The sequence below is a fragment of the Mycolicibacterium gadium genome (genome assembly GCF_010728925.1).
In the GTDB taxonomy this organism is placed as follows: domain Bacteria; phylum Actinomycetota; class Actinomycetes; order Mycobacteriales; family Mycobacteriaceae; genus Mycobacterium; species Mycobacterium gadium.
This window is the reverse complement of record NZ_AP022608.1, coordinates 4,821,318-4,841,284: the sequence shown is the minus strand read 5'-3', so window position 1 is coordinate 4,841,284 and position 19,967 is coordinate 4,821,318. Positions and strand designations below refer to the sequence as shown.

Genomic DNA, 19,967 nt, shown 5'->3' with positions numbered 1-19,967 from the left:
ATGAGCGTCGATGTCGCCGAGAACGTCCAGGCGTCTCCGGAGGAGGTGTCGCCACCGCAGCGACGAATCTCATGGCCGCCGGTCGCGCTGTTCCTCGTTCTGGTAGCGGGGTATGTCGTAATCAACGCGATTCTGATCACTCGCTATAACCTTTTCGACGGAGACGGTCCAAGCCGGGTCGCGCACGCCGGCTTCGCCTTGATGAGCAGAGATCCTCACCTATCCGCGATCGGGTTCGTCTGGAATCCGTTGCCCAGCCTGATCGAAATCCCGCTGCTGCCACTGCACCAATGGTGGCCGGAACTAAAGAAATATGGTCTGGCTGGCGCAATACAAAGCGCAGCATTCATGGCGGGCTCGGCGCTACTGGTCCGGAGGATCGCGTTGGATCGTGGCGTCGGTCGCGTGTGGCGCTACACCGCAGTAGCTGCATTCGCTCTCCACCCAATGGTCGTCACATACGGTGGCTCCGGGTTGAGTGAGGCCGCTGAGATCTTCTTCGTCCTGTGGTGCATCCGTCACCTACTCAAGTGGGTCGAGTCGCTGGCCGTCGGGGATCTCGCCTTGGCCGGAATCGCCTTGGGGTTAGGCTATCTCGCCCGCTATGAGGTCATAGTCGCTGCCGTCGGCGCAGCTGTACTTGTTGCTGGCGTTACTCTGATCCGTTACCGGTCGCAGTCACCCATGTCGTCAGTGGTGCTCAACATGCTGATCGTAATCTTTCCTCTAGGCGTGGCTTTCCTAGCGTGGGCCGCCACAGGATGGATCCTGACCGGTGAGCTGTTCGCAACCCTAACCTCCCAATACGGCAACACCAGCCAGGTTGCGACGTCGCTGGCCCGCGACTCCGGCATGCTCGACGTGCCGCACGAATGGATGCTGCTGGCGATCAGAACACTGGCTATGCAGCCCTTCACAGGGTTCGCGGTAGCCATCGCCGTGGTGGTCATCGTGTCGACCAGGAGAATCGACGGCCTGATACCGATCGTCACGTTCGGATCGATCTTGGCTTTCTCTCTGTGGGGCGCCTACACCGACACGACCTTCGGATGGTTTCGCTATTACATGCCGGCAATTCCGATGGTGATTGTCCTCGCGTTGATTTGGTGGACCCCGACTGACGCGCCGATAAGTCGCTGGCGAATGAACACCATCCCGAGCAGGTTTGGCGCGGCAGTTCTCAGCCTCTCGCTCCTCGTTTGCGTCCCGGTGTCGGCGATTTCGATGCTCGACAAGGACATCGGCAATCACCACCTTCAGTTCGGGCTCAACTCGCTCCTCGATCCCGATACATATCCGCCCCACGAACAGTGGTACCGGCGAGTTGGCGTGGACGACCGCATTCTCGCCGCTTATCTAGATCGACAGAATCTCCCCGACGGGTCGGTGTTGATGGACACCTTCATGAACTGGGGAGTTTGGCTGGCATCCAACGATCCCAAGCAGTTCATTATCGACACCGACTTCGACTACGCCGCAGCCTTGAACCGTCCGTGGGACTTTGGAGTCCGGTACCTGCTCGTCACCAACCCTGAGTACAACGCTGCGCCCGATACCGTCCTCACTCGCTACCCGACGATGTGGGATGACGGCGCAGGAATCGGTGTGCTTGTCCACTCCGCCCAGGGTGCCTTCGGACAGGAGCAATGGCGTCTGTACCGAGTTGTCAAACCAGAGGTGGACGAGGACCTGTTAAAGAACTCATCCCGCCCCTAGACGGGATAACTGGCGGTCGGGTCGACCGGAATCTCGACCGTGGTGGCCAGGCCGCGGTGGTCGGAGCCGGGCAACGGCACCGTCCGCACGGAAGACGCGACGCAGTTGTAGACGAGCACATGATCGATGCCGATCATCGGCTTACGCCACGGCTCGCTCGGATACGTACGGGTCAGGCCCGCGCCGACCTGTTCACCCGCGTCGCGGTAACCCTCGTCCAGGAACTTGCGGAACGGCTGCATATCGATGGTGGAGTTGAGATCGCCGGCGACGATCACCGCACCCGATCCCGCTTCGCCCGCGATGTCGCGCAGGGTCGCCGGGAACCTGGCCATGTCGTCACCGAAGATGTGCAGCGGCTGCACCCACGGTGCGGCGAGGTGCACGGCCAGCAGCGTCGGCGGGAACCGTACGCCCGGAAGCTGGACGCGGGCGCGCAGCATCGGCATCTGGTAGCCCTCGATGTGCCCGGTGTCGACGAGCGGGTACCTGCTCCAGATCCCGATTCCGAATGCCTGCTCTGCGGGATCGAGCATGCGGTGCGGAAACGTCTCGTCCAACCCTTCCAGCCCGGCGGCAGCCTGGGGCGTCAGCTCCTGGATCACCAGCACATCGGCCGATGAGCGCGCCAGGTCCGCGACAGTTCCCGAATCCGCCTGTCCAAAGCCAAGATTGGCGGTGACCACCCGTACTGCGACGCTCGGCACATCCGTGCTCTCGGAGCCGATGAACCGCGGCAGCTGGACACCGATCATCACCACGCACAACAGGGCGGCGGCGATGGTCAGCACCCAACGCCGCGCCAGCGCGAACAGGATCAGAGCGATGAGGGCTGCGGCCGTCAGATACGGCGATGCCGCGGCGACGACGAGGATGGCCTCGTTGGCTATCGGTAGGTAGCGCGACGCCAATCCGACCGCGCCGACCACGAACGCGAGCACGCCGAGTACGGTCGCGAACAGCCGAATCATGCTGTGCTCGTTGCGCTTTCCGCTCAGCCGAGTCGGCGCAGCCGCGGCTCCAGATCTTTTTGGAACAGCTCGAGGAAACGGCGCTGATCGTGGCGGGGATCGTGGAACACCAGGTGGTTCAGACCCCACTTGACGTACTGACCGACCATTTCGACCGCTTCGTCGGGATCCGACGCGACAATCCAGCGCTTGGCGACCTGCTCGATCGGCAGCTCGTCGGCGGCCTTCTCCATCTCCATGGGGTCGTTGATGCTGTGCTTCTGCTCTGCCGTCAGCGACAGCGGAGCCCAGAAGCGGGTGTTCTCCAGCGCCAGCTTCGGATCCGGATCGTAGGAGATCTTGATCTCGATCATCCGGTCGATGCTGTCGGGGTCGCGGTCGGCGGCCTCTGCGCCCTCTTTCACCGCGGGAATCAGCTTGTCCTTGTACAGCTCCTCGCCCTTGCCGGACGTGCAGATGAACCCGTCGCCCGCGCGGCCCGCGTACTTGGCGACCTGGGGTCCGCCCGCGGCGATGTAGATCGGGATGCCGCCCTCTGGAACGTCGTAGATCGACGCGCCCTTGGTCTTGTAATACTCGCCCTCGAAGTCGACGCGGTCGCCGAGCCACAGCTCACGCATGAGCCGGATGGATTCGCGCAGGCGGGCGTAGCGCTCCTTGAATTCGGGCCACTCGCCCTCGTAGCCCGTCGCGATCTCGTTGAGCGCCTCACCGGTGCCGACACCGAGGAAGATGCGGTCCGGGTAGAGGCAGCCCATGGTGGCGAAGGCCTGGGCGATGACGGCGGGGTTGTATCTGAACGTCGGCGTCATCACCGACGTGCCGAGGAACAGGCGCTCGGTGCGCTCACCCACCGCGGTCATCCAGGCCAGCGAGAACGGCGCATGACCACCTTCGTGGCGCCACGGCTGAAAGTGGTCGCTGACGGTGGCGCTGTCCATACCGTGCGCTTCGGCGGCGACGCCGAGCTCGACGAGTTCACGCGGGGCGAATTGCTCCGCCGACGCCTTATATCCGAGTTTCAGTTCAGGCACACTTTCTTTCTACCCTGCTGCCTAAACTCGCTGCATGGCAGCAGCCCTGGACGCCATCACAGACCGCGTCCACTTCGCCTACACCGACCTCGTCAACTGGACTCTGGTCGCCGACGATGCCGGCGTGATCCTGATCGACACCGGCTTCCCGGGCAATCGCGACGACGTGCTGGACTCGCTCCGCCGGCTCGGATTCGGCATCGGGGATCTGCGCGCGATCCTGTTGACGCACGCCCACGTCGACCACTTCGGTTCGGCCATCTGGTTCGCAAGAACCCATGGAACACCGGTGTATTGCCACGCCACGGAGGTCGCCCACTCCAGGCGGGAGTACCTGGAGCAGGCATCGCCCGTCGACATCGTCAAACACATCTGGCAGCCGCGTTACGTGAAGTGGTCCGTGGCGATCGCCCGTAAAGGCGCGTTGACTCGCGACGGCATCCCGACCACCCAGGCGCTGACCGAAGGCGTTGCCGCAGGGCTTCCCGGTGCGCCGGTGGCGATTCCGACGCCGGGGCACACCGGCGGGCACTGTTCCTTCGTGGTCGACGGCGTGCTGGTCTCGGGCGACGCCCTGGTCACCGGCCACCCGCTGGCTTCGCGCACCGGGCCGCAGCTGCTGCCGACGCTGTTCAACCATGACGAGCAGGGCTGTCTGCGCAGCCTGTCCGCGCTCGGGCTGCTGGACACCGAGATACTGCTGCCCGGTCACGGTCCGGTGTGGCGGGGTTCGATCCGGGAGGCGGCGGCTCAGGCTCAGGCCAACGCCGGCTGAGCCGGCAATCAGGCCAACGTGTTGTAGCCGAGCAGGAACAACGCAGTGAGGCAGAGTCCGCAGGCCACCACGACGGTAGGCATCAGGATCATGCTGTCGAGTTCGTCGTCGTCGAGCACGTCGCTGTCGAAGCGGCCGAAAAGCAGCCGGGCGATGCCGGTCTTGCGAAAGGTCCTGACCATGGCCTGTACCGGTTTGGTCCGGCGCCTGCGGCCGATGTAGACACGCGAAGCCAGGCCGAGAATCGCCGTCAGCACGGCCGCGGCGAGGAGCAGAAACCCCACCGCCGGCTGTGTCAAGGCCATCTCCACCTCCGGTGTCACCGCGGCACCTCGGGTCAGCCTATAGGCCGAGATGTTCCGCAGGGTGTGCCCGGGCGACGAAGTCAAGTGTGGCAATCACTTTGGACATGTGGAACGGTTCGGTGTTCAGGTGCCCGGTCATCGCAACCTCTTCTCGAAGGTGATCGGATAGCCCTCGCTCGCGGCGGGCAAGGGCCCGGCAAGCCGGGTGTAGCCGGATGACAGGTAGAGCGCTTCGGCCTCGGGCTGACGGTCGCCGGTCGTGAGGTAGACACCCTGGTAGCCCCGGGCCGCGATCTCGCGCTCGAGTTCGGCGAGCATCGCCTTCGCGTAGCCCCGCTGTCGGTGCTCGCTGTCGGTCCACATGCGCTTGAGTTCAGCCCTGGTGTCGTCGAATCGCCTGAACCCGCCGCCGGTGACGGGAACGCCGTCGAGCAGCCCGACCAGCAGCGCGCCGTCCGGCGGCGTGAAATCTTCCGCGGGGTACTCCTCGAGCAACCACTTCATGACGCGCTGTTCGGTGCCGCCGTACCGGCCGGCGTACTCGACGGCGAGCTCGGCCAGCAGCGGTGCGGCCAACCGGTCATGCTGGCTCACCGCCACGAAGCGAAGTCCGTCGACTGCCCGCACACCCATCACCTAACTGTCCAACGTCTGCCCGGCGTCTGCATTCCGGACCTATCCTTTCGCCATGGCCTCGGGCGTGTCAGGAAAGGTCGCGTTCGTCACGGGCGGCGCGTCGGGCATCGGCGCCGCGCTCACGACCGAGCTGGTGCGCGGAGGCGCTCAGGTCTGGATTGCCGACCGCCAGATCGGCCTGGCCCAGGAGTTGGCTCAGGGCCTGAGCCATGGCGGCGCGAAGGTTCGTGCGATCGAACTCGATGTGCGCGACGCCGCCGCGTTCGAACGTGCGGCGGCAGAGGCGGAGCGGGAGTCGGGTCGGATCGACTATTTGTTCAACAATGCGGGCATCGGGGTCTCCGGCGAGGTCGACACATACACGCTCGCGGACTGGAACGACGTCTTCGACGTGAACCTGCACGGCGTGGTGCATGGCATCCAGGCGGTCTACCCGATCATGATCCGTCAGGGTTCCGGCCACATCGTGAATACGGCGTCCATGGCCGGGCTGACGGCCACGGTGGGCCAGACGAGCTACAGCGCTTCCAAACATGCCGTTGTGGCGATCTCGAGGTCGATGCGGGTGGAGGCCGAGCGTCACAATGTGCGTGTCTCCGCTTTGTGCCCGGGCGTGATTCGCACGCCGATCCTCAGCGGCGGCGAGTACGGACGGATCGGCCACCCGGGCGTCTCCGCCGATGAGTTCCTCGAAGCGTGGGAACGGTTGCGGCCCATGGACGCCGACGAGTTCGCCAAGCGTGCCCTGAAGGCCGTCCTGCGAAATGACGCGATCATCATCGTGCCTGCGTGGTGGAAGACGTTGTGGTACTTGGACCGACTTGCGCCTGCTGTGACGTTGCGCCTGTTGAAAGTGGCGCTCAAGCGCCAACGTGAGATGGAGGCGACCTCCGCCAGCTAGAAGGGTGGCGGGTCTGAGTTGTTTTGTGCGCGTTGGGCTTTGATGCGGGCTTCGCGGTCTTGGGTGCGGGTGCGTTTTCGTCGGGGCATCATCACGGCCCGGTCGGTGTCGAAGGTCTGCGGCTTCAGTGGGGGTGGCAGGTCTCCGGTGTTGGTGTCCCAGTCCGGGAAGTACGCCCGTGATCCCGGGTATGTCGTATAGGTGTGCCCGGTCGGCGATGTCCACACCGCCGCGCCATCGGGCCGCAGTCTCAGCTCCCAATCCCCGGTCCAAAACGTTTTGAGCAAGTGATGTTTTCGGCATAAACACACCAGATTCGACGGATGCGTGGATCCCAGCGGGTAGGGGATCACATGATCGATATCGCAGAACTCCGCCGAAGCAGTGCAGCCGGGGAAGCGGCACGTCAGATCCCGGGCCCTAATGAACCGGGCCAGCTTCGATGACGGCCGATACCCCGGCTCGGGTTCCTCGGCCGGGGTGCACAACGGACGTAGCTTGGCGCCATCACGCAACAGTTCGGCCAACAACGGCGTGGGCATCACCTCGGTCCCCGACAACAACGCCGTGCCCGCCGAGACAGGAGCCGAGGGGGCAGAGGACTCTGACGGGGCTGCTTGCGCTGCGGATCTCTGCACGTTGTCGACGGTCGCTTGGTCGGTGTACACATTGACGACCACCGAGGACTTCGGTGCCGGGTGATTGGCTCGGGCTGGGCAGGACGGGCTCTCACACGCACACGGCAGGTGATCGTTGCCCTGGCTCCACGCCCCCACCGCCGCCGCGCGCCGCTCACCGGCGGTGCGGGGATCGCGCTCACACACCGTGGCCACCATCGCGGCGATCTTCTTCTTCAACACCGCCGCATCCGCCGCCGACAACCGCCCCCACACCGAGGTCGTCCCGTTCTCGTCCTCCAGATCCCCGACCACAAAATCGCGGGCGCGCGCCACAGCCTTGGCCACGATCACCGCCGACTCGTCGAACTCCAACACCAACGCATCGACGGCCGCGACGAGTTTGTCCTCGCCCAGCGGACCCCACCGGCCCGCCCGCTTCGCGATGGCTTGATCGATTTGCGCCCACACCGACGCCTCGGTGATGAACTGGGTCCGCCAGGTGATCGCACCGACCACCCGCGCACTCACCTCGCCTCGGGCGAACATCGCCGCCACCGCCGGCAGATGATCGCGCAACGCCACCGCGATCCGCATCTGCCCCGACGCCCTACGGCCACTGATGTTCATCGCCGCGGCCACCGCCGCGGCCGCGCAATCCCACCAATCGCACGCCCACCGCGCACGCTCGTCATCGTCGAGAACCCGACGACGCGTCAATTCAGCGATCGCCGCCAACCGCCGCGCCGCGCTCGCAGCCTCCGCCCGGGTCAGGTCCGCGATGGCCGCCACGACAGCGGCGTCCTCGACACCCACGAACTCCGACTCGAACATGTGTTCGACACTACATCACCCGGCCGACAAGAAATCTGCGTCCGAAACGCACCTTTTCACCAAAACTTGACACGTGTAAAGTTTGGCCGCATGGACAACATCCACGGCAAGACCATCGCGATCACCGGCGCCGCCCGCGGCATCGGATACGCGACCGCCAAGGCGCTGCTGCAGCGTGGCGCCCGCGTGGTCATCGGCGACCGTGACGTCGCCCTACAGGAGTCGGCAGTCGTGCAGCTCACCAAGCTCGGCCAGGTCTCGGGCTATCCGCTCGACGTCACCGACCGCGAATCCTTCGCGACGTTCCTCGACAAGGCGCGCACCGACGGCGGCGGCCATATCGATGTGCTGATCAACAACGCCGGCGTGATGCCGATCGGCCCGTTCCTCGAACAGTCCGAGCAGGCCATCCGCTCCTCGATCGAGGTCAACTTGTACGGCGTCATCGCCGGCTGCCAGCTGGTGTTGCCCGAGATGGTCGCGCGGCGCAGTGGCCACATCATCAATATCGCCTCCCTTGCCGGGATGCTGGCCGTACCTGGGCAGGTCGTCTACGCAGGCACCAAATTCGGGGTGGTCGGCTTGTCGAGCGGACTGTCGGACGAATTCGCTCCGCAGGGTGTCGAGGTGAGCTGTGTGATGCCTACGTTCACCAACACTGAATTGATCACCGGCACTCACACCTCGGCCGCCCAGAAGCCGGTGGAGCCCGAGGACATCGCGGCCGCCGTGGTCAAGGTGCTGGACAAGCCCATCACGCTGACCTCTGTACCACCGTGGGGCCGGTTCTTCGCCGCGATCACCCCGGTGATGTCAGCGAAACGTCGCCGGTGGCTTTCGCGCAAGATGGGCAACGACACGGTCTTCATGTCCTTTGACACCAAGGCGCGGCAGGCATACGAACAGCGGGCACAGTATGCGCAGGGCGTCATCGAAGGCACCGAGAAGAGCTAACCGAACTGCGGGATCGGGTTCCCCATGCGGTATCCCTCGATCGCGTCCAGGTTCTCGAATAACTCCTCGAGTCCGAACTGGTAGTCATCGGCGGTGCCGACGAACACGACGTGCACGACCTCGACGTCGTCGGACGTCATCGCGATCGTGGTCACGGGCACCACGTCCCCGTCGTCAGGGACCTCCGCCGTCGACGGGATGAAATACCAGAGCGCCGACTCATCATCGGAGAGCTCTTCGTCGAAAACCCAGCCGCGCTCCGTGATTCGCTCGTCGAGCCGCTCCAGCACCGCAGCAACTTCGATGTCGTCGGTGAGCCCTTCGAGCACGGTGTCGGGAATCCATCGCGAGTTCTGGGCCGCCTGCCGCTTCTTGCGGCGAGCCTGTTTCGCTTGGGACTTGCGAGACACCGTTGAACCTACGACAGCGCCTGGTCGAGATCGCCGATGAGGTCCTCGGTTCCCTCCAGCCCCACCGAGATGCGCACCACTCCGTCGCCGAGACCGATCGCGGCGCGACCCTCCGGCCCCATCGAGCGGTGCGTGGTGGTGGCCGGGTGGGTGATCAGCGACTTGGAGTCGCCGAGGTTGTTCGAGATGTCGACAATCCGCAGTTTGTCGAGCACCTCGAACGCTCGTTCCTTATCGCCGCCCTTGAGCTCGAACGTGACAACGGTTCCGCCACCGGTCATCTGGCGCTTCGCCAGGTCGTACTGCGGATGCGACTCCAGGAAGGGGTACCGCACCCAACTGACGGCCGGATGGTTCTCCAGGAACTCGGCGACGCGGTGCGCCGACGCGTTCTGGTGCTCGACGCGCACCGAAAGCGTCTCCAGACCCTTCAGCAGGGTCCACGCGTTGAACGGGCTCAGCGCGGGGCCGGTGTGCCGCATCAGCTTCTGCACGGGCTCGTCGATGTACTGCTTGTCGCCGAGAATCGCGCCGCCGAGCACCCTGCCCTGCCCGTCGATGTGCTTGGTGCCCGAATACACGACTACATCGGCGCCCAGCGGCATGCCCTGCTGCAGAATAGGCGTGGCGAAAACGTTGTCCAGCACCACTTTCGCGCCGACCGCATGGGCCATCTCACATACCGCGGCGATGTCCACGAGCTGCTGCATCGGGTTCGACGGCGTCTCGAAGAACACCGCCTTCGTGGGCACCGACAGCGCCTCCTCCCACTGCGAGAGGTCGTCGCCGTCGACGAACACCGTCTCCACACCCCAGCGCGGCAGGATCTCGCTGCAGACCACGAAGCACGAACCGAAGAGACTGCGCGCGGCGACCAAACGGTCACCCGCGGCGAGCAGCGCACCCAGCGACGTGAACACCGCGGCCATGCCCGTAGCAGTCGCGAAACACGCCGGCGCGCCTTCGATCAGCCGCAGCCGCTCCTCGAACATCGAGATCGTCGGATTTCCGTAGCGCGAGTAGACGTAGCGGTCGATGTCGCCCGTGAACGCCTTCTCCGCCTCTGCCGCAGAGGAATACACGTACCCCGACGTGAGGTACATCGCCTCGGCGGTTTCCTGAAAGCCTGACCGCAGCAGGCCGCCGCGCACTCCGATGGTCGCCTGGCTCACGCCCTCGGGCAGTTCGGCCGGCCGACGGACGGAATCAGGCCCTGGGCTCATGACTGTCTCCACGGCAGGCCGACGGCCTTCCATCCGGTGCGGCCACGGTGCTTATTGTCGTCGAGATCGCCTTCGAACCCGTCGAGGATGTTGTAGGACGGTGCAATGCCCGCTGCGGTCGCGGCCTCGGCGGCGCCGATCGAGCGGTTGCCGGAGCGACACAGGAACACCACCGCCCGGTCACCCGGCGTGACGCCCGCGGTCTTGAGATCGTCGACGAAGTCGTCATTGTGTTTACCGTCGGAACTGTTCCATTCGACGTAGACAACGTCGCGATCGAGGCTCGACAGATCGGCCACCCCGACGAACCGCCACTCGGCCTCGGTTCGACAGTCGACCAACACAGCCTCGGGGTCGTCGACCAGCAGCTTCCATGCCTCCTCGGGCGTGATGTCTCCGGCGTAGCTCACGATCGTGAGTGTCCCACAGCTAGCTGGCGGCCTGTGTACAGACCTTCCATGCCCCGTCCTCGAGCACGAACGTCGTTTCGACGTCGGTGGTGACGTCCGACGACTTGTCGAACTGGTAGGTCACCTTGGCCGTGGCGCGATCGCCGTCGACCACCACGTCGGTGACGTCGGCGATGCGTCGCGTGCCCTGCCTTTCCTTCGAATCGCGTTGTTCGGCAAGCACTTCAGCCTCGGTGCCCTGCTCCGAACGGCACATGTTGCTGCGGAAGTCGGCGTAATTCTCCTTCTGTAGCGCATCGTTCTGCGCCACCGCCGCACGCACGATCTGCTGCTCCGGCGACAACTCGTCACCCTGGAAGAAGTTCACCAGCGCAATTGCGATCACGACGATCGAAATGATTGCCAGCGCACCCAGGAAAGGTGCCGCAGAGGGCCGGTCCGCGCTGGGCTCCGGTTCGGGATCGGACTCGGGCTCGTTCATGGCTACCAGAGTCTGCGCAGCGCCGCGGAAACCCGGCGGGCCCGGTCCCTGGCGATGATGGGGTCCGGGGCGGTCGCGAGCGCCACCCCAAGGCGGCGCCGCCCCTCGGTCTCGTCGGGCCTGCCGAACAGTCGGACATCGCTTTCCGCCACGGCCAGCGCCTCGGTCAGCACCGCGTTCAGCGCAGCGCCACTGCTCTCGGTCGCGTCGGCCCCGGCATAACTGACCTCCGCGGCCGCCGGCGAGATCATGATGGTGTCCACCGACAAGCCGAGGATGGCGCGCGCATGCAGCTCGAACTGCGAAAGTCGTTGCGAGCGAAGCGTCACCAGCCCGCTGTCATACGGTCGCGGCCGCACGTTGTCGAAGTAGACCTCGTCACCGCGCACCAGCACCTCGACACCGAACACCCCGCGGCCACCCAGCGAGTTGACGATCCGGGCCCCGATCGACTTCGCGGCATCCAGCGCGGCGGGTGACAGCTGCTGAGGCTGCCAGGACTCGAGCATGTCGCCGCCGAGCTGCCGGTGCCCGATCGGTTCACAGAAGTGCACCACGGGCCCGGTCGACCCGATAGTGCGGATGGTGAGCAGTGTCACCTCGAAATCGACCTCGACGACGGCCTCGGCCATCACCCGGTTGTGCGGTATCCGGCCCGCGGCGACGGCGCGATGCCACGCCGGCTCGACGTCTTCGGGACGCACCAGCACCGACTCGCCCGCCCCGGGAGCCGCCGCGATCGGCTTGACGACCAGCGGAAAGCCGGCGTGCCGCGCTACCGCGCTCAGTTCCTCCGAAGAACCCGCGAACCAGAACGGCGCGGTCGGCAGGCCGAGTTCGTCGGCGGCGAGCCGCCGCAGCCCCTCGCGATCGAGGGACAGCCGGGTGCTGCGCGGCGTCGGGAACACCTCGATGTCGCCGCGTTCGGCCACCGCGATCAGCGCGTCCGCGGCGACCAGGGCCGCCTCGGCCACGACGTACCTCGGCTGCTCCTTCTCGATCACCGCCGTCACCGCATCGGCGTCGTTCAGCTTGACGACGGCCGATCGGTCGGCGACGCCGTGCGCCGGCGCATCGGCATAGCGGTCCACCGCGATGACGGTGGCGCCGAGCCGCTGAAACGCGAGCGTCAGCTCCCGGCTCAATTCGCCCGATCCGAGCAGCATGACCGTGGTCTGGGGGGCGGGTTCGGGACTGGGCTCGGGCGCCGTCTCGACCTCGTCGGAGTCGATCTGCGCCACTAACTCGTCACTGTCGGTCGTTTCACTCATCGCGGGTCCAGCCTGCCAGATGCGCGGATCACGAGGGGGTGAACCTCAACCGGACGTCGCGTCGAGCTGGTTGCGGAACGCATCCATCGCAGCGATGAGCGCCGTGAAGGTGCGGTGTGCGGCGCGTAGATCGTCGTCGGACACGCCTGCCAGCGCGATGCGGGTCTGCTCGGCCAACGGGGTGAAAAAGCCGCGTGCGACGTGCATTCCGTGGTCGGCGACGCGCAGGATGACCTTACGACGGTCGGTGGGATCGGACTCGCGCAGCAGGTGGTCCGATGCGATCATCCGCTCGACCAGGTACGTGATCGCCGCGCCGGACATGCCCATCCGTTTGCGGAGTTCGCCCGCGGTCAGTGGGGTTCCTGCGGTCTCGGCGACCATGATGTGCAGCAACGCACGAAAGTCGTTGGCCCCGACATCGTGTTGCCCGGCGAAGTGACGGCCGATCTGGTCGGACTCCGCGTTCATAGCCCGCACATCGGCCGCGATCATCGCCTCGAGTGCGTCGCGGTCGTCGTTCACAGGGGAAGCATAAGCCGAAAACTTTCATTTGATTAATATTTAAGTATCTGAAATATTGTAGGCATGTCGCGTCGCTTGTCATGGCTCCTGGCAGTGCTGGTGGTGGTCGTCTCCGGTGCGTTGATGGCGCTTGTCGCCGGTGACGACTCCGCCGAACGTTCCCCGGTCGCGGTACCCGAGGCCGCCGAATCCGCGCGCGCGGACGCGGTCCGCTCACAGTTCCCCGGGGGTGACGAAGTCCCGGTGATCATCGTGATCACGCGCAACGACGGCGCCCGACTGGGCGCTGCCGACCTCGCCGCCATCCAGCAGAAATGGCAGGCCCAGGTGTCCGAAGACGGTGCGGCCGCATTGACCGTCGTGCCGTTGGACGCCGACCTCACCGGATTCGCACTCAGCGACGCGGTCGAGGAGCTTCGGCGATCGGCGGCCGACGGGCTTCCCGGCGATCTGCGGACCGAGGTCACCGGTGGGCCCGCATTCGGCGCCGACATCGCGAACTCCTTCTCGGGGGCCAACTTCACGCTGCTCGCGGTCACCGCGGCGGTCGTGGCGCTGCTGCTCATCGTCACCTACCGATCTCCGGTGCTCTGGCTGGTACCGCTGCTGGTGATCGGCTTCGCCGACCGGGTGGCCGCCGTGGTGGGCACCGCGGTCGCCAGCGGGCTCGGGATGAATCCCGACGGTTCGACATCGGGCATCACCAGTGTGCTGGTATTCGGTGCCGGCACCAACTACGCGCTGCTGCTCATCTCTCGCTATCGAGAGGAGTTGGGCCGCAACAACGATCACCACGGCGCCCTCGATATCGCGGTGCGGCGCGCGGGCCCGGCGATCATCGCGAGCAACGCGACGGTGGTGCTGGCGCTGCTGACGCTGCTGTTCGCGTCGTCTCCGAGCGTGCGCAGCCTGGGCGTACAGGCCGCTGCGGGGCTCGTGGTCGCCGCGGTCTTCGTGCTGCTCGTGCTGCCGCCGCTGCTCGGCCTGTTCGGTAAGCGGTTGTTCTGGCCCTTCATCCCGCAAATCGGGGCGGAACCCCTGACCGACAGCGGAATCTGGCACCGCATCGCCGAAGCGGTGGCCAAGCGGCCCGGCCGGGTCGCGATCGTATCCATCGCGGGCCTTGCGCTGCTGTGTACCGGCTTGCTGACCACACCGGTCGGACTCTCACAGACCGAGCAGTTCCGGGTACAGGCCGAATCCGTCAGCGGCTACCAGACTTTGGCGAACCATTTCCCCAGCGGTCTCACCGATCCCGCGCGCGTCATCGCGCCGACGGACCGGGCCACCGACATCCAGCAGGCGATCGCCGACACCCCCGGCGTGCTGTCTGCCAGCCCGGCCGGACAGAGTCCCGCCGGCCTGTCGCAGTGGTCGGTGGTCATCGATGCCGAGCCTGCGTCGGATCGGGCTTTCGAAACAATTGATGCGCTGCGTGATTCCGTGCATGCGGTCGATGACGACGCATTGGTCGGCGGGTCCGACGCGACGGCACGCGATGCGAGTGCGGCGGCCGGCCGCGACAGACTCGTGGTGATCCCCGCGATTCTCGTCGTCGTGCTCGCGGTGCTCTACGTGCTACTGCGTTCGGCACTCGCGCCGCTGATCCTCGTCGCCGTCACGGTGCTCAGCGCGCTGGCGGCGCTGGGGCTGGGCGGCTGGGCCAGCGTCCACCTGTTCGGCTTCCCGGCGCTCGACAACACTGCACCGCTGTTCGCGTTCCTGTTTCTGGTGGCGCTGGGCGTGGACTACACGATCTTCCTGGTCACCCGCGCCCGCGAAGAAACCCCGACGCACGGCACCCGGGACGGGATCGTCCGCGCCGTCTCCGCGACCGGGGCCGTCATCACCAGTGCAGGCATCGTGCTGGCCGCGGTGTTCTGTGTCCTCGGAGTGCTTCCGCTGATCGTCCTCACCCAGGTCGGCATCATCGTGGGCCTCGGCATCCTGCTGGACACCTTCGTCGTGCGGACCGTGATCATCCCCGCCCTGTTCACGCTCATCGGCCCGGCGATCTGGTGGCCCAGTCTCAGGACCGAGGACTACCGTGCAGCTGGTGGGCGAACAGCGGGTCGACACCGCGCTCGGGAAGGTGTGCATCCGCACTAGCGGAACCGGCGAGGCCATCATGTTCTGGCCGAGCCTGCTGATGACCGGCGACATGTGGTCATCGCAGGCCGACCACTTCGGCTCGACCCGCCAGGTCATCGTCGTCGACCCGCCGGGCCACGGCGGTAGCCAAACGCTTACTGCGCCTTTCACTTTCGACGATTGTACGCAGGTCATCGTCGACATACTCGACAGCCTCGGCGTGCAGCGGACACACTTCGTCGGCAACTCGTGGGGCGGAATGATCGGCGGCACGTTCGCGGCGAGCCATCCCGACCGCATCGGTCGCGCCGTGCTGATGAACTGCACCGCATCGGCCGCGGGCGCACGGCAGAAGCTCGAGTACGGATTCATGTTGCGCTTGGCGAACCTGCTCGGCGGCGTCCGGCCACCCCTGACCCGCTCCGTCCTCAAGGCGTTCCTCGGGCCCACCACGTTTCGGACCCGTCCCGACGTCGTGGAATTCGTGCGGAACACCGTGCAGGCCGTCGACATGCGGTCCGCGGCATGGGCGGTGCGCAGTGTGGTGCCCACCCGGCCGGACCAGCGTTCGCTGTTCGCGAAAATTTCGACGCCGGTGCTGGTGGTCGCCGGCATCGAGGACGCCACCTTCGGAGTGCCGGAGACATCCGCAATGGCCGAGGCCATCCCGGGTGCGCAGCTCGTCGTGCTGGATGGGGTGGCACACCTCGCCGGGCTCGAGAATCCGCGTCTGGTCAACACGTTGATCCAGGACTTCGTGTTTCGCGGGTAGCGTCAAGAGATGACCGGCACCTCCGGAACCCAGGCCCCGCAGCTGCCGCTGCACATGCGGCGCAATGCCTTCGACCCGACACCGGAACTGCGCGAGATCCGCGAGACCACCGGGGTTCGCACCGCGACGAACTCGTTCGGTATGACGGTGTATCTCGTCACCAGATACGACGACGTCAAGGCGGTGCTGTCCGACCACGAGCGGTTCTCCAACAGCCGCCCGCCGGGGTTCTTCATGCCGGGGGCACCGCTGATATCCAACGAGGAGCTGGCCGCTTCGCGGGCGGGCAATCTGCTCGCCATCGACCCACCCGAGCACCAGCGTCTGCGCCGCATGCTCACCCCCGAGTTCACCATCCGCCGGATGAAGCGGCTGGAACCGCGCATCGTCGAGATCGTCGATCAGCACCTCGATGCGATGGAAAATGCCGGTCCCTCAATCGATCTGGTGGAAAGCTTCGCGCTGCCGATCCCGTCGCTGGTGATCTGCGAGCTGCTCGGCGTCCCCTACGAAGATCGTGACGACTTCCAGCAACGCAGCGTCCGCCAGCTGGATCTGTCCATTCCGATCGCCGACCGCATCGACCTGCAACGGCAGGGCCGCGATTACATGCAGTCGCTGGTCGACCGTGCGCGCAGGCATCCCGGCGACGACATCCTCGGGATGCTCGTCCGCGAGCACGGCGACGAGTGCACCGACGCCGAACTCATCGGCATCGCGGGTCTGCTCCTGCTCGCCGGGCACGAGACCACGTCGAACATGCTCGGCCTCGGCACCCTTGCCCTCCTGCGGCATCCCGAACAACTCGCCGCGGTCCGTGACGATCCCGACGCGGTCGGTCCCGCCGTCGAGGAGCTGCTGCGCTGGCTGTCGATCGTCCACAGCGCCATCCCACGGTTCACCACCACTGAGGTAGAGGTAGCCGGCGTCCGGATCCCCAAGGGCGAAATGGTTTTCGTGTCGATGCCGTCCGGCAATCGGGACCCCGACTTCATCGACGACCCAGAGACATTCGACATCGGGCGAGGCGCGATCGGACACTTGGCATTCGGGCACGGAGTGCACCACTGCCTCGGCGCCCCACTCGCGCGCATGGAGATGCGGATCGCGTTCCCCGCGTTGTTGCGCCGGTTCCCGACCCTGGCGCTGGCCGAGGATTTTGACGACGTGCAGTTCAGGTCGTTCCATTTCATCTACGGCCTGAAGTCGCTGGAGGTCACTTGGGAGGTGACGCCGTGAAAGTCGCAGCCGATCGCGATCTGTGTATCAGCGCGGGCAACTGTGTGATGTCGGCACCGGCGGTGTTCGATCAGGACGACGACGGCATCGTGGTCGTCCTGGTCGATGAGGTGCCCGCCGGTGAAGAGGCGCACGTACGCGACGCCGTGCAGCTCTGTCCCGCCGAGGCTTTGCGAATCGTCGACTAGCGTCCGTCGCGGTCGAGGTCGATCACGCCGGCCCTGCTCAACAACAGCAGGCTGACGACCAGCACCCAGGTGGGGAAGGCCAGCGTCAACCACATGGAGATCTCGCTGGCGAGAATGCATCCCACGGCCACCAGGTACGTGACAATGACCAACCAGCGCGGCATCAGTCCCGTCTTCAGCCAGATCGTGGCCAGGGACATCATGAACACCGCGGCCATCCGTAACGCGTAGGTCTTGCTGAGTGTCAGCAGCAGCACGCGCCCGAAATCCGCGGTCTCGCCGGAGCTGTGGGTCAGTGCCGCACCGACTGCCGACGTCACGAAGATCATCGCGAGAAACAGCAATCCGCTGCCGATGAACACCGACGAGAAGAACTTGTCCTCGTAGCCCCCGAAGCCATCACGGACCACGCCGATGAACCACAGAAAGAGGATGCCGGCGAAGGGCATCAGCAACGACGCGATCCGGATGCTGTGATCGCTCTGGGTCCACTGCGTGCCGGGGGCGGCGCCCTCGGGCAGCGAGATGCGGATCAGCACGAGCGACGTCCCGAACAGGAGCGCGAACAACACGCCCGCCGCCGCGGCCGCTCGAGGCGTCGACAGGTTGCGAAAGTGGACGTTGACCGGTGCTTGTCCGGGCTTGCTTGTCACCGGGTCATCGTGGCACTTCTACGGCTGGCCGGGGAGCAATCGGATCATCAGCCCATTCGCCTCCGCGAGGAGCTTCTCGTCCCGGTCGCGCAACTCGGCATTGACGAACGCCTTGCGTCCCTCGACCTCACGCACCCATCCGCGCATCGTCAGCGGCGCATCGATTGGCGTCACTGCGCGGTAGTCGACGTGCAGGAAACCGGTCCGGCTGATCGGCCGGCCGGACGCGTGGATCACCATGCCGAACATCGAATCGAACATCAGCGGCAGCACCCCGCCGTGAACGGCATAGTTGCCGCCGACGTGGTAGCGGCTGAACTGCACGGTCAGCTCGACGCCATCGGCTTCGAACTTCGTCACCCGGTACGGCGGCATCAGCAGGCTGCCCGACCCGGGCAGGGACGGGACACGGTTGGCCGGACCGACGCCTTCGGCCGCTTCGAACGGGTCCAGCAGCTTGACCAGTTCCTCGGCGCGGTCGGCGGCCTGTTCCCAGGTCCCGGTGTCCGGATCGGCGGACACGGCAAGGTCCTGCGCCCGGCGCATCGCGGAGAGGAAGCGACCGAATCCCGGACCGGGCTCGGCCACCTGAAAATTGGGGAAGCCGCCGTGCTTGTCGTAGTCGGGATCTAGTAGATGCGGATCGTCGGTCACGTAGCCGCCAGAATGTCGCGGCGCACGATCGTCTGCTCGCGCCCGGGGCCCACGCCGATGCACGAAACATGCGCGCCGGCAAGCTCTTCCAGACGCAACACATAGTCGCGGGCCTTGGCGGGCAGGTCTTCAAACTCGCGCGCGTCGGAGATGTCCTCCCACCAGCCGGGCAGTTCCTCGTAGATCGGTTCGGCGCGGTGCAGGTCGGACTGGGTCATCGGCATGTCATCGACCCGCTTCCCGTCGACGGTGTAGCCGACGCACACCGGCACGGTCTCCAGGCTCGACAACACATCGAGTTTGGTGAGGAAGTAGTCGGTGATGCCGTTGACCCGGGTCGCGTACCGGGCGATGACGGCGTCGAACCAGCCGCAGCGGCGCCGACGTCCGGTCGTCACCCCGACCTCGCCGCCCGTCTTTGACAGGTACTCACCGAACTCGTCGAACAGCTCGGTGGGGAACGGTCCCGAGCCGACGCGGGTGGTGTAGGCCTTGAGGATCCCGAGCACCGTCGTGATGCGCGTCGGACCGATACCGGAACCGACCGCCGCGCCGCCGGCCGTCGGATTCGACGATGTGACAAAGGGATACGTTCCGTGGTCGACGTCGAGCAGCGTGCCCTGCGAACCTTCGAGCAGCACCGTTTCGCCCTTTTCCAGCGCGGTGTTCAGCAGGTAGCGGGCATCGGCGATGCGGTGCTTGAAACCCTCGGCCTGCGCCAGCAGGTTGTCGACCACCTCCGCGGGCTCGAGCGCTTTGCGGTTGTAGATCTTGACCAGCACCTGGTTCTTGAAATCGAGTGCGCCCTCGATCTTTTCGGCCAGCTGGCCCTCGTCGAGCACATCGGCGACCCGGATCCCGATACGGGCGATCTTGTCCTGGTAGCACGGACCGATGCCGCGGCCGGTGGTGCCGATCTTCTTGCTGCCCGCGTACCGCTCGACGACCTTGTCGATCGCCACGTGATACGGCATCAGCAGATGCGCGTCGGCCGAGATCAGCAGGCGCTCGGTGTCCACGCCGCGGTCCTCGAGACCCTTGAGCTCGTTGAGGAGGACTCCCGGATCGACCACGACGCCGTTGCCGATGACGTTGGTGACGCCGGGGGTCAGGATGCCCGACGGGATCAGATGAAGGGCGAAGTTCTCGCCCGTTGGCAGCACCACCGTGTGGCCGGCATTGTTGCCGCCCTGGTAGCGCACCACCCACTGCACTCGGCCACCGAGTAGATCGGTGGCCTTTCCTTTGCCCTCGTCGCCCCACTGTGCGCCGATGAGCACGATTGCCGGCATCGCGTACTCTCCCGC

At 65.8% G+C, this 19,967-nt stretch carries 22 protein-coding genes; 8 read left to right on the top strand and 14 right to left on the bottom strand.

The genetic code is table 11. The features are described from left to right. Positions 1-1,716, top strand: coding sequence for a glycosyltransferase family protein (locus G6N36_RS23885; protein ID WP_163689259.1), 1,716 nt, complete (start codon positions 1-3; stop codon positions 1,714-1,716). Here G6N36_RS23885 and G6N36_RS23880 read toward each other — a convergent pair. Further along, positions 1,713-2,687, bottom strand: a complete 975-nt coding sequence (locus G6N36_RS23880) for an endonuclease/exonuclease/phosphatase family protein (RefSeq protein ID WP_163689258.1) — start codon at positions 2,685-2,687, stop codon at positions 1,713-1,715. The genes G6N36_RS23885 and G6N36_RS23880 overlap by 4 nt on opposite strands. Positions 2,688-2,710: 23 nt before the next feature. Further along, entirely contained in the window at positions 2,711-3,721 is a 1,011-nt protein-coding gene (gene fgd / locus G6N36_RS23875) for a glucose-6-phosphate dehydrogenase (coenzyme-F420) (protein ID WP_163689257.1), read from the bottom strand. A 34-nt stretch (positions 3,722-3,755) separates the two neighbouring features. Here fgd and G6N36_RS23870 point away from each other — a divergent pair, with 34 nt between their 5' ends. After that, positions 3,756-4,496: an MBL fold metallo-hydrolase gene (locus tag G6N36_RS23870; RefSeq protein ID WP_163689256.1), complete on the top strand. Its 741-nt coding sequence runs from the start codon at positions 3,756-3,758 to the stop codon at positions 4,494-4,496. 8 nt (positions 4,497-4,504) lie between these two features. Here the strand turns inward: G6N36_RS23870 and G6N36_RS23865 are convergent, their stop codons facing one another. Both G6N36_RS23865 and G6N36_RS23860 read right to left on the bottom strand, forming a co-directional pair. Further along, positions 4,505-4,801, bottom strand: coding sequence for a hypothetical protein (locus G6N36_RS23865; RefSeq protein WP_179964964.1), 297 nt, complete (start codon positions 4,799-4,801; stop codon positions 4,505-4,507). Positions 4,802-4,936: 135 nt separating this feature from the next. Continuing rightward, the gene (locus G6N36_RS23860; protein ID WP_163689255.1) at positions 4,937-5,434 is read right to left on the bottom strand and encodes a GNAT family N-acetyltransferase; all 498 of its coding nucleotides are present in this window, start codon (positions 5,432-5,434) and stop codon (positions 4,937-4,939) included. Positions 5,435-5,489: 55 nt separating this feature from the next. Between G6N36_RS23860 and G6N36_RS23855 the strand changes: the two genes are divergently transcribed. Beyond that, positions 5,490-6,338, top strand: coding sequence for an SDR family NAD(P)-dependent oxidoreductase (locus tag G6N36_RS23855; protein WP_163689254.1), 849 nt, complete (start codon positions 5,490-5,492; stop codon positions 6,336-6,338). Here G6N36_RS23855 and G6N36_RS23850 read toward each other — a convergent pair. Next, a complete protein-coding gene (locus tag G6N36_RS23850) occupies positions 6,335-7,789 on the bottom strand; it encodes an HNH endonuclease signature motif containing protein (protein WP_163689253.1) in 1,455 nt (484 codons plus the stop codon). The two genes, G6N36_RS23855 and G6N36_RS23850, sit on opposite strands and share 4 nt — an antisense overlap. 90 nt (positions 7,790-7,879) lie before the next feature. Between G6N36_RS23850 and G6N36_RS23845 the strand changes: the two genes are divergently transcribed. Further along, the gene (locus tag G6N36_RS23845; RefSeq protein ID WP_163689252.1) at positions 7,880-8,743 is read left to right on the top strand and encodes an SDR family oxidoreductase; all 864 of its coding nucleotides are present in this window, start codon (positions 7,880-7,882) and stop codon (positions 8,741-8,743) included. Here G6N36_RS23845 and G6N36_RS23840 read toward each other — a convergent pair. Genes G6N36_RS23840 through G6N36_RS23815 form a run of 6 tightly spaced genes read right to left on the bottom strand, consistent with a single transcriptional unit; the run spans position 8,740 to position 13,033 of the window. Further along, positions 8,740-9,153 carry a hypothetical protein gene (locus G6N36_RS23840; protein ID WP_163689251.1) on the bottom strand — a complete coding sequence of 138 codons (414 nt, stop codon included), beginning with the start codon at positions 9,151-9,153 and terminating at the stop codon, positions 8,740-8,742. The genes G6N36_RS23845 and G6N36_RS23840 overlap by 4 nt on opposite strands. A gap of 8 nt (positions 9,154-9,161) precedes the next feature. Next, positions 9,162-10,376 carry an O-succinylhomoserine sulfhydrylase gene (locus tag G6N36_RS23835; protein WP_163689250.1) on the bottom strand — a complete coding sequence of 405 codons (1,215 nt, stop codon included), beginning with the start codon at positions 10,374-10,376 and terminating at the stop codon, positions 9,162-9,164. Continuing rightward, positions 10,373-10,786, bottom strand: a complete 414-nt coding sequence (locus G6N36_RS23830) for a rhodanese-like domain-containing protein (RefSeq protein WP_163689249.1) — start codon at positions 10,784-10,786, stop codon at positions 10,373-10,375. The genes G6N36_RS23835 and G6N36_RS23830 overlap by 4 nt, the downstream gene beginning before the upstream one ends. A gap of 19 nt (positions 10,787-10,805) precedes the next feature. Beyond that, on the bottom strand, positions 10,806-11,267 hold the full coding sequence (locus tag G6N36_RS23825) for an Rv0361 family membrane protein (RefSeq protein WP_163689248.1): 462 nt from the start codon (positions 11,265-11,267) through the stop codon (positions 10,806-10,808). A 2-nt stretch (positions 11,268-11,269) separates the two neighbouring features. Continuing rightward, positions 11,270-12,538, bottom strand: a complete 1,269-nt coding sequence (purT, locus tag G6N36_RS23820; RefSeq protein ID WP_163689247.1) for a formate-dependent phosphoribosylglycinamide formyltransferase — start codon at positions 12,536-12,538, stop codon at positions 11,270-11,272. Positions 12,539-12,583: 45 nt separating this feature from the next. Further along, positions 12,584-13,033, bottom strand: a complete 450-nt coding sequence (locus G6N36_RS23815; RefSeq protein WP_163690858.1) for a MarR family winged helix-turn-helix transcriptional regulator — start codon at positions 13,031-13,033, stop codon at positions 12,584-12,586. Positions 13,034-13,126: 93 nt separating this feature from the next. Between G6N36_RS23815 and G6N36_RS23810 the strand changes: the two genes are divergently transcribed. Genes G6N36_RS23810 through G6N36_RS23795 form a run of 4 tightly spaced genes read left to right on the top strand, consistent with a single transcriptional unit; the run spans position 13,127 to position 17,353 of the window. Continuing rightward, positions 13,127-15,172, top strand: coding sequence for an MMPL family transporter (locus G6N36_RS23810; RefSeq protein ID WP_163689246.1), 2,046 nt, complete (start codon positions 13,127-13,129; stop codon positions 15,170-15,172). Between the two features lie 19 nt (positions 15,173-15,191). Continuing rightward, positions 15,192-15,926: an alpha/beta fold hydrolase gene (locus G6N36_RS23805; RefSeq protein ID WP_163690857.1), complete on the top strand. Its 735-nt coding sequence runs from the start codon at positions 15,192-15,194 to the stop codon at positions 15,924-15,926. Between the two features lie 9 nt (positions 15,927-15,935). Then, a complete protein-coding gene (locus tag G6N36_RS23800; RefSeq protein WP_163689245.1) occupies positions 15,936-17,165 on the top strand; it encodes a cytochrome P450 in 1,230 nt (409 codons plus the stop codon). Continuing rightward, a complete protein-coding gene (locus tag G6N36_RS23795) occupies positions 17,162-17,353 on the top strand; it encodes a ferredoxin (protein WP_163689244.1) in 192 nt (63 codons plus the stop codon). The genes G6N36_RS23800 and G6N36_RS23795 overlap by 4 nt, the downstream gene beginning before the upstream one ends. Here G6N36_RS23795 and G6N36_RS23790 read toward each other — a convergent pair. The 3 genes from G6N36_RS23790 to G6N36_RS23780 are packed head-to-tail and all read right to left on the bottom strand — an operon-like array spanning position 17,350 to position 19,952. After that, positions 17,350-18,006, bottom strand: a complete 657-nt coding sequence (locus G6N36_RS23790) for a hypothetical protein (protein ID WP_372512342.1) — start codon at positions 18,004-18,006, stop codon at positions 17,350-17,352. The two genes, G6N36_RS23795 and G6N36_RS23790, sit on opposite strands and share 4 nt — an antisense overlap. Positions 18,007-18,024: 18 nt before the next feature. Then, positions 18,025-18,660, bottom strand: a complete 636-nt coding sequence (locus G6N36_RS23785; RefSeq protein WP_163689243.1) for a PaaI family thioesterase — start codon at positions 18,658-18,660, stop codon at positions 18,025-18,027. Further along, complete coding sequence (locus G6N36_RS23780) at positions 18,657-19,952, bottom strand: adenylosuccinate synthase (protein WP_163689242.1); 1,296 nt, start codon at positions 19,950-19,952, stop codon at positions 18,657-18,659. Before G6N36_RS23780 ends, G6N36_RS23785 begins: the two co-directional genes overlap by 4 nt. Positions 19,953-19,967 lie beyond the last annotated feature (15 nt).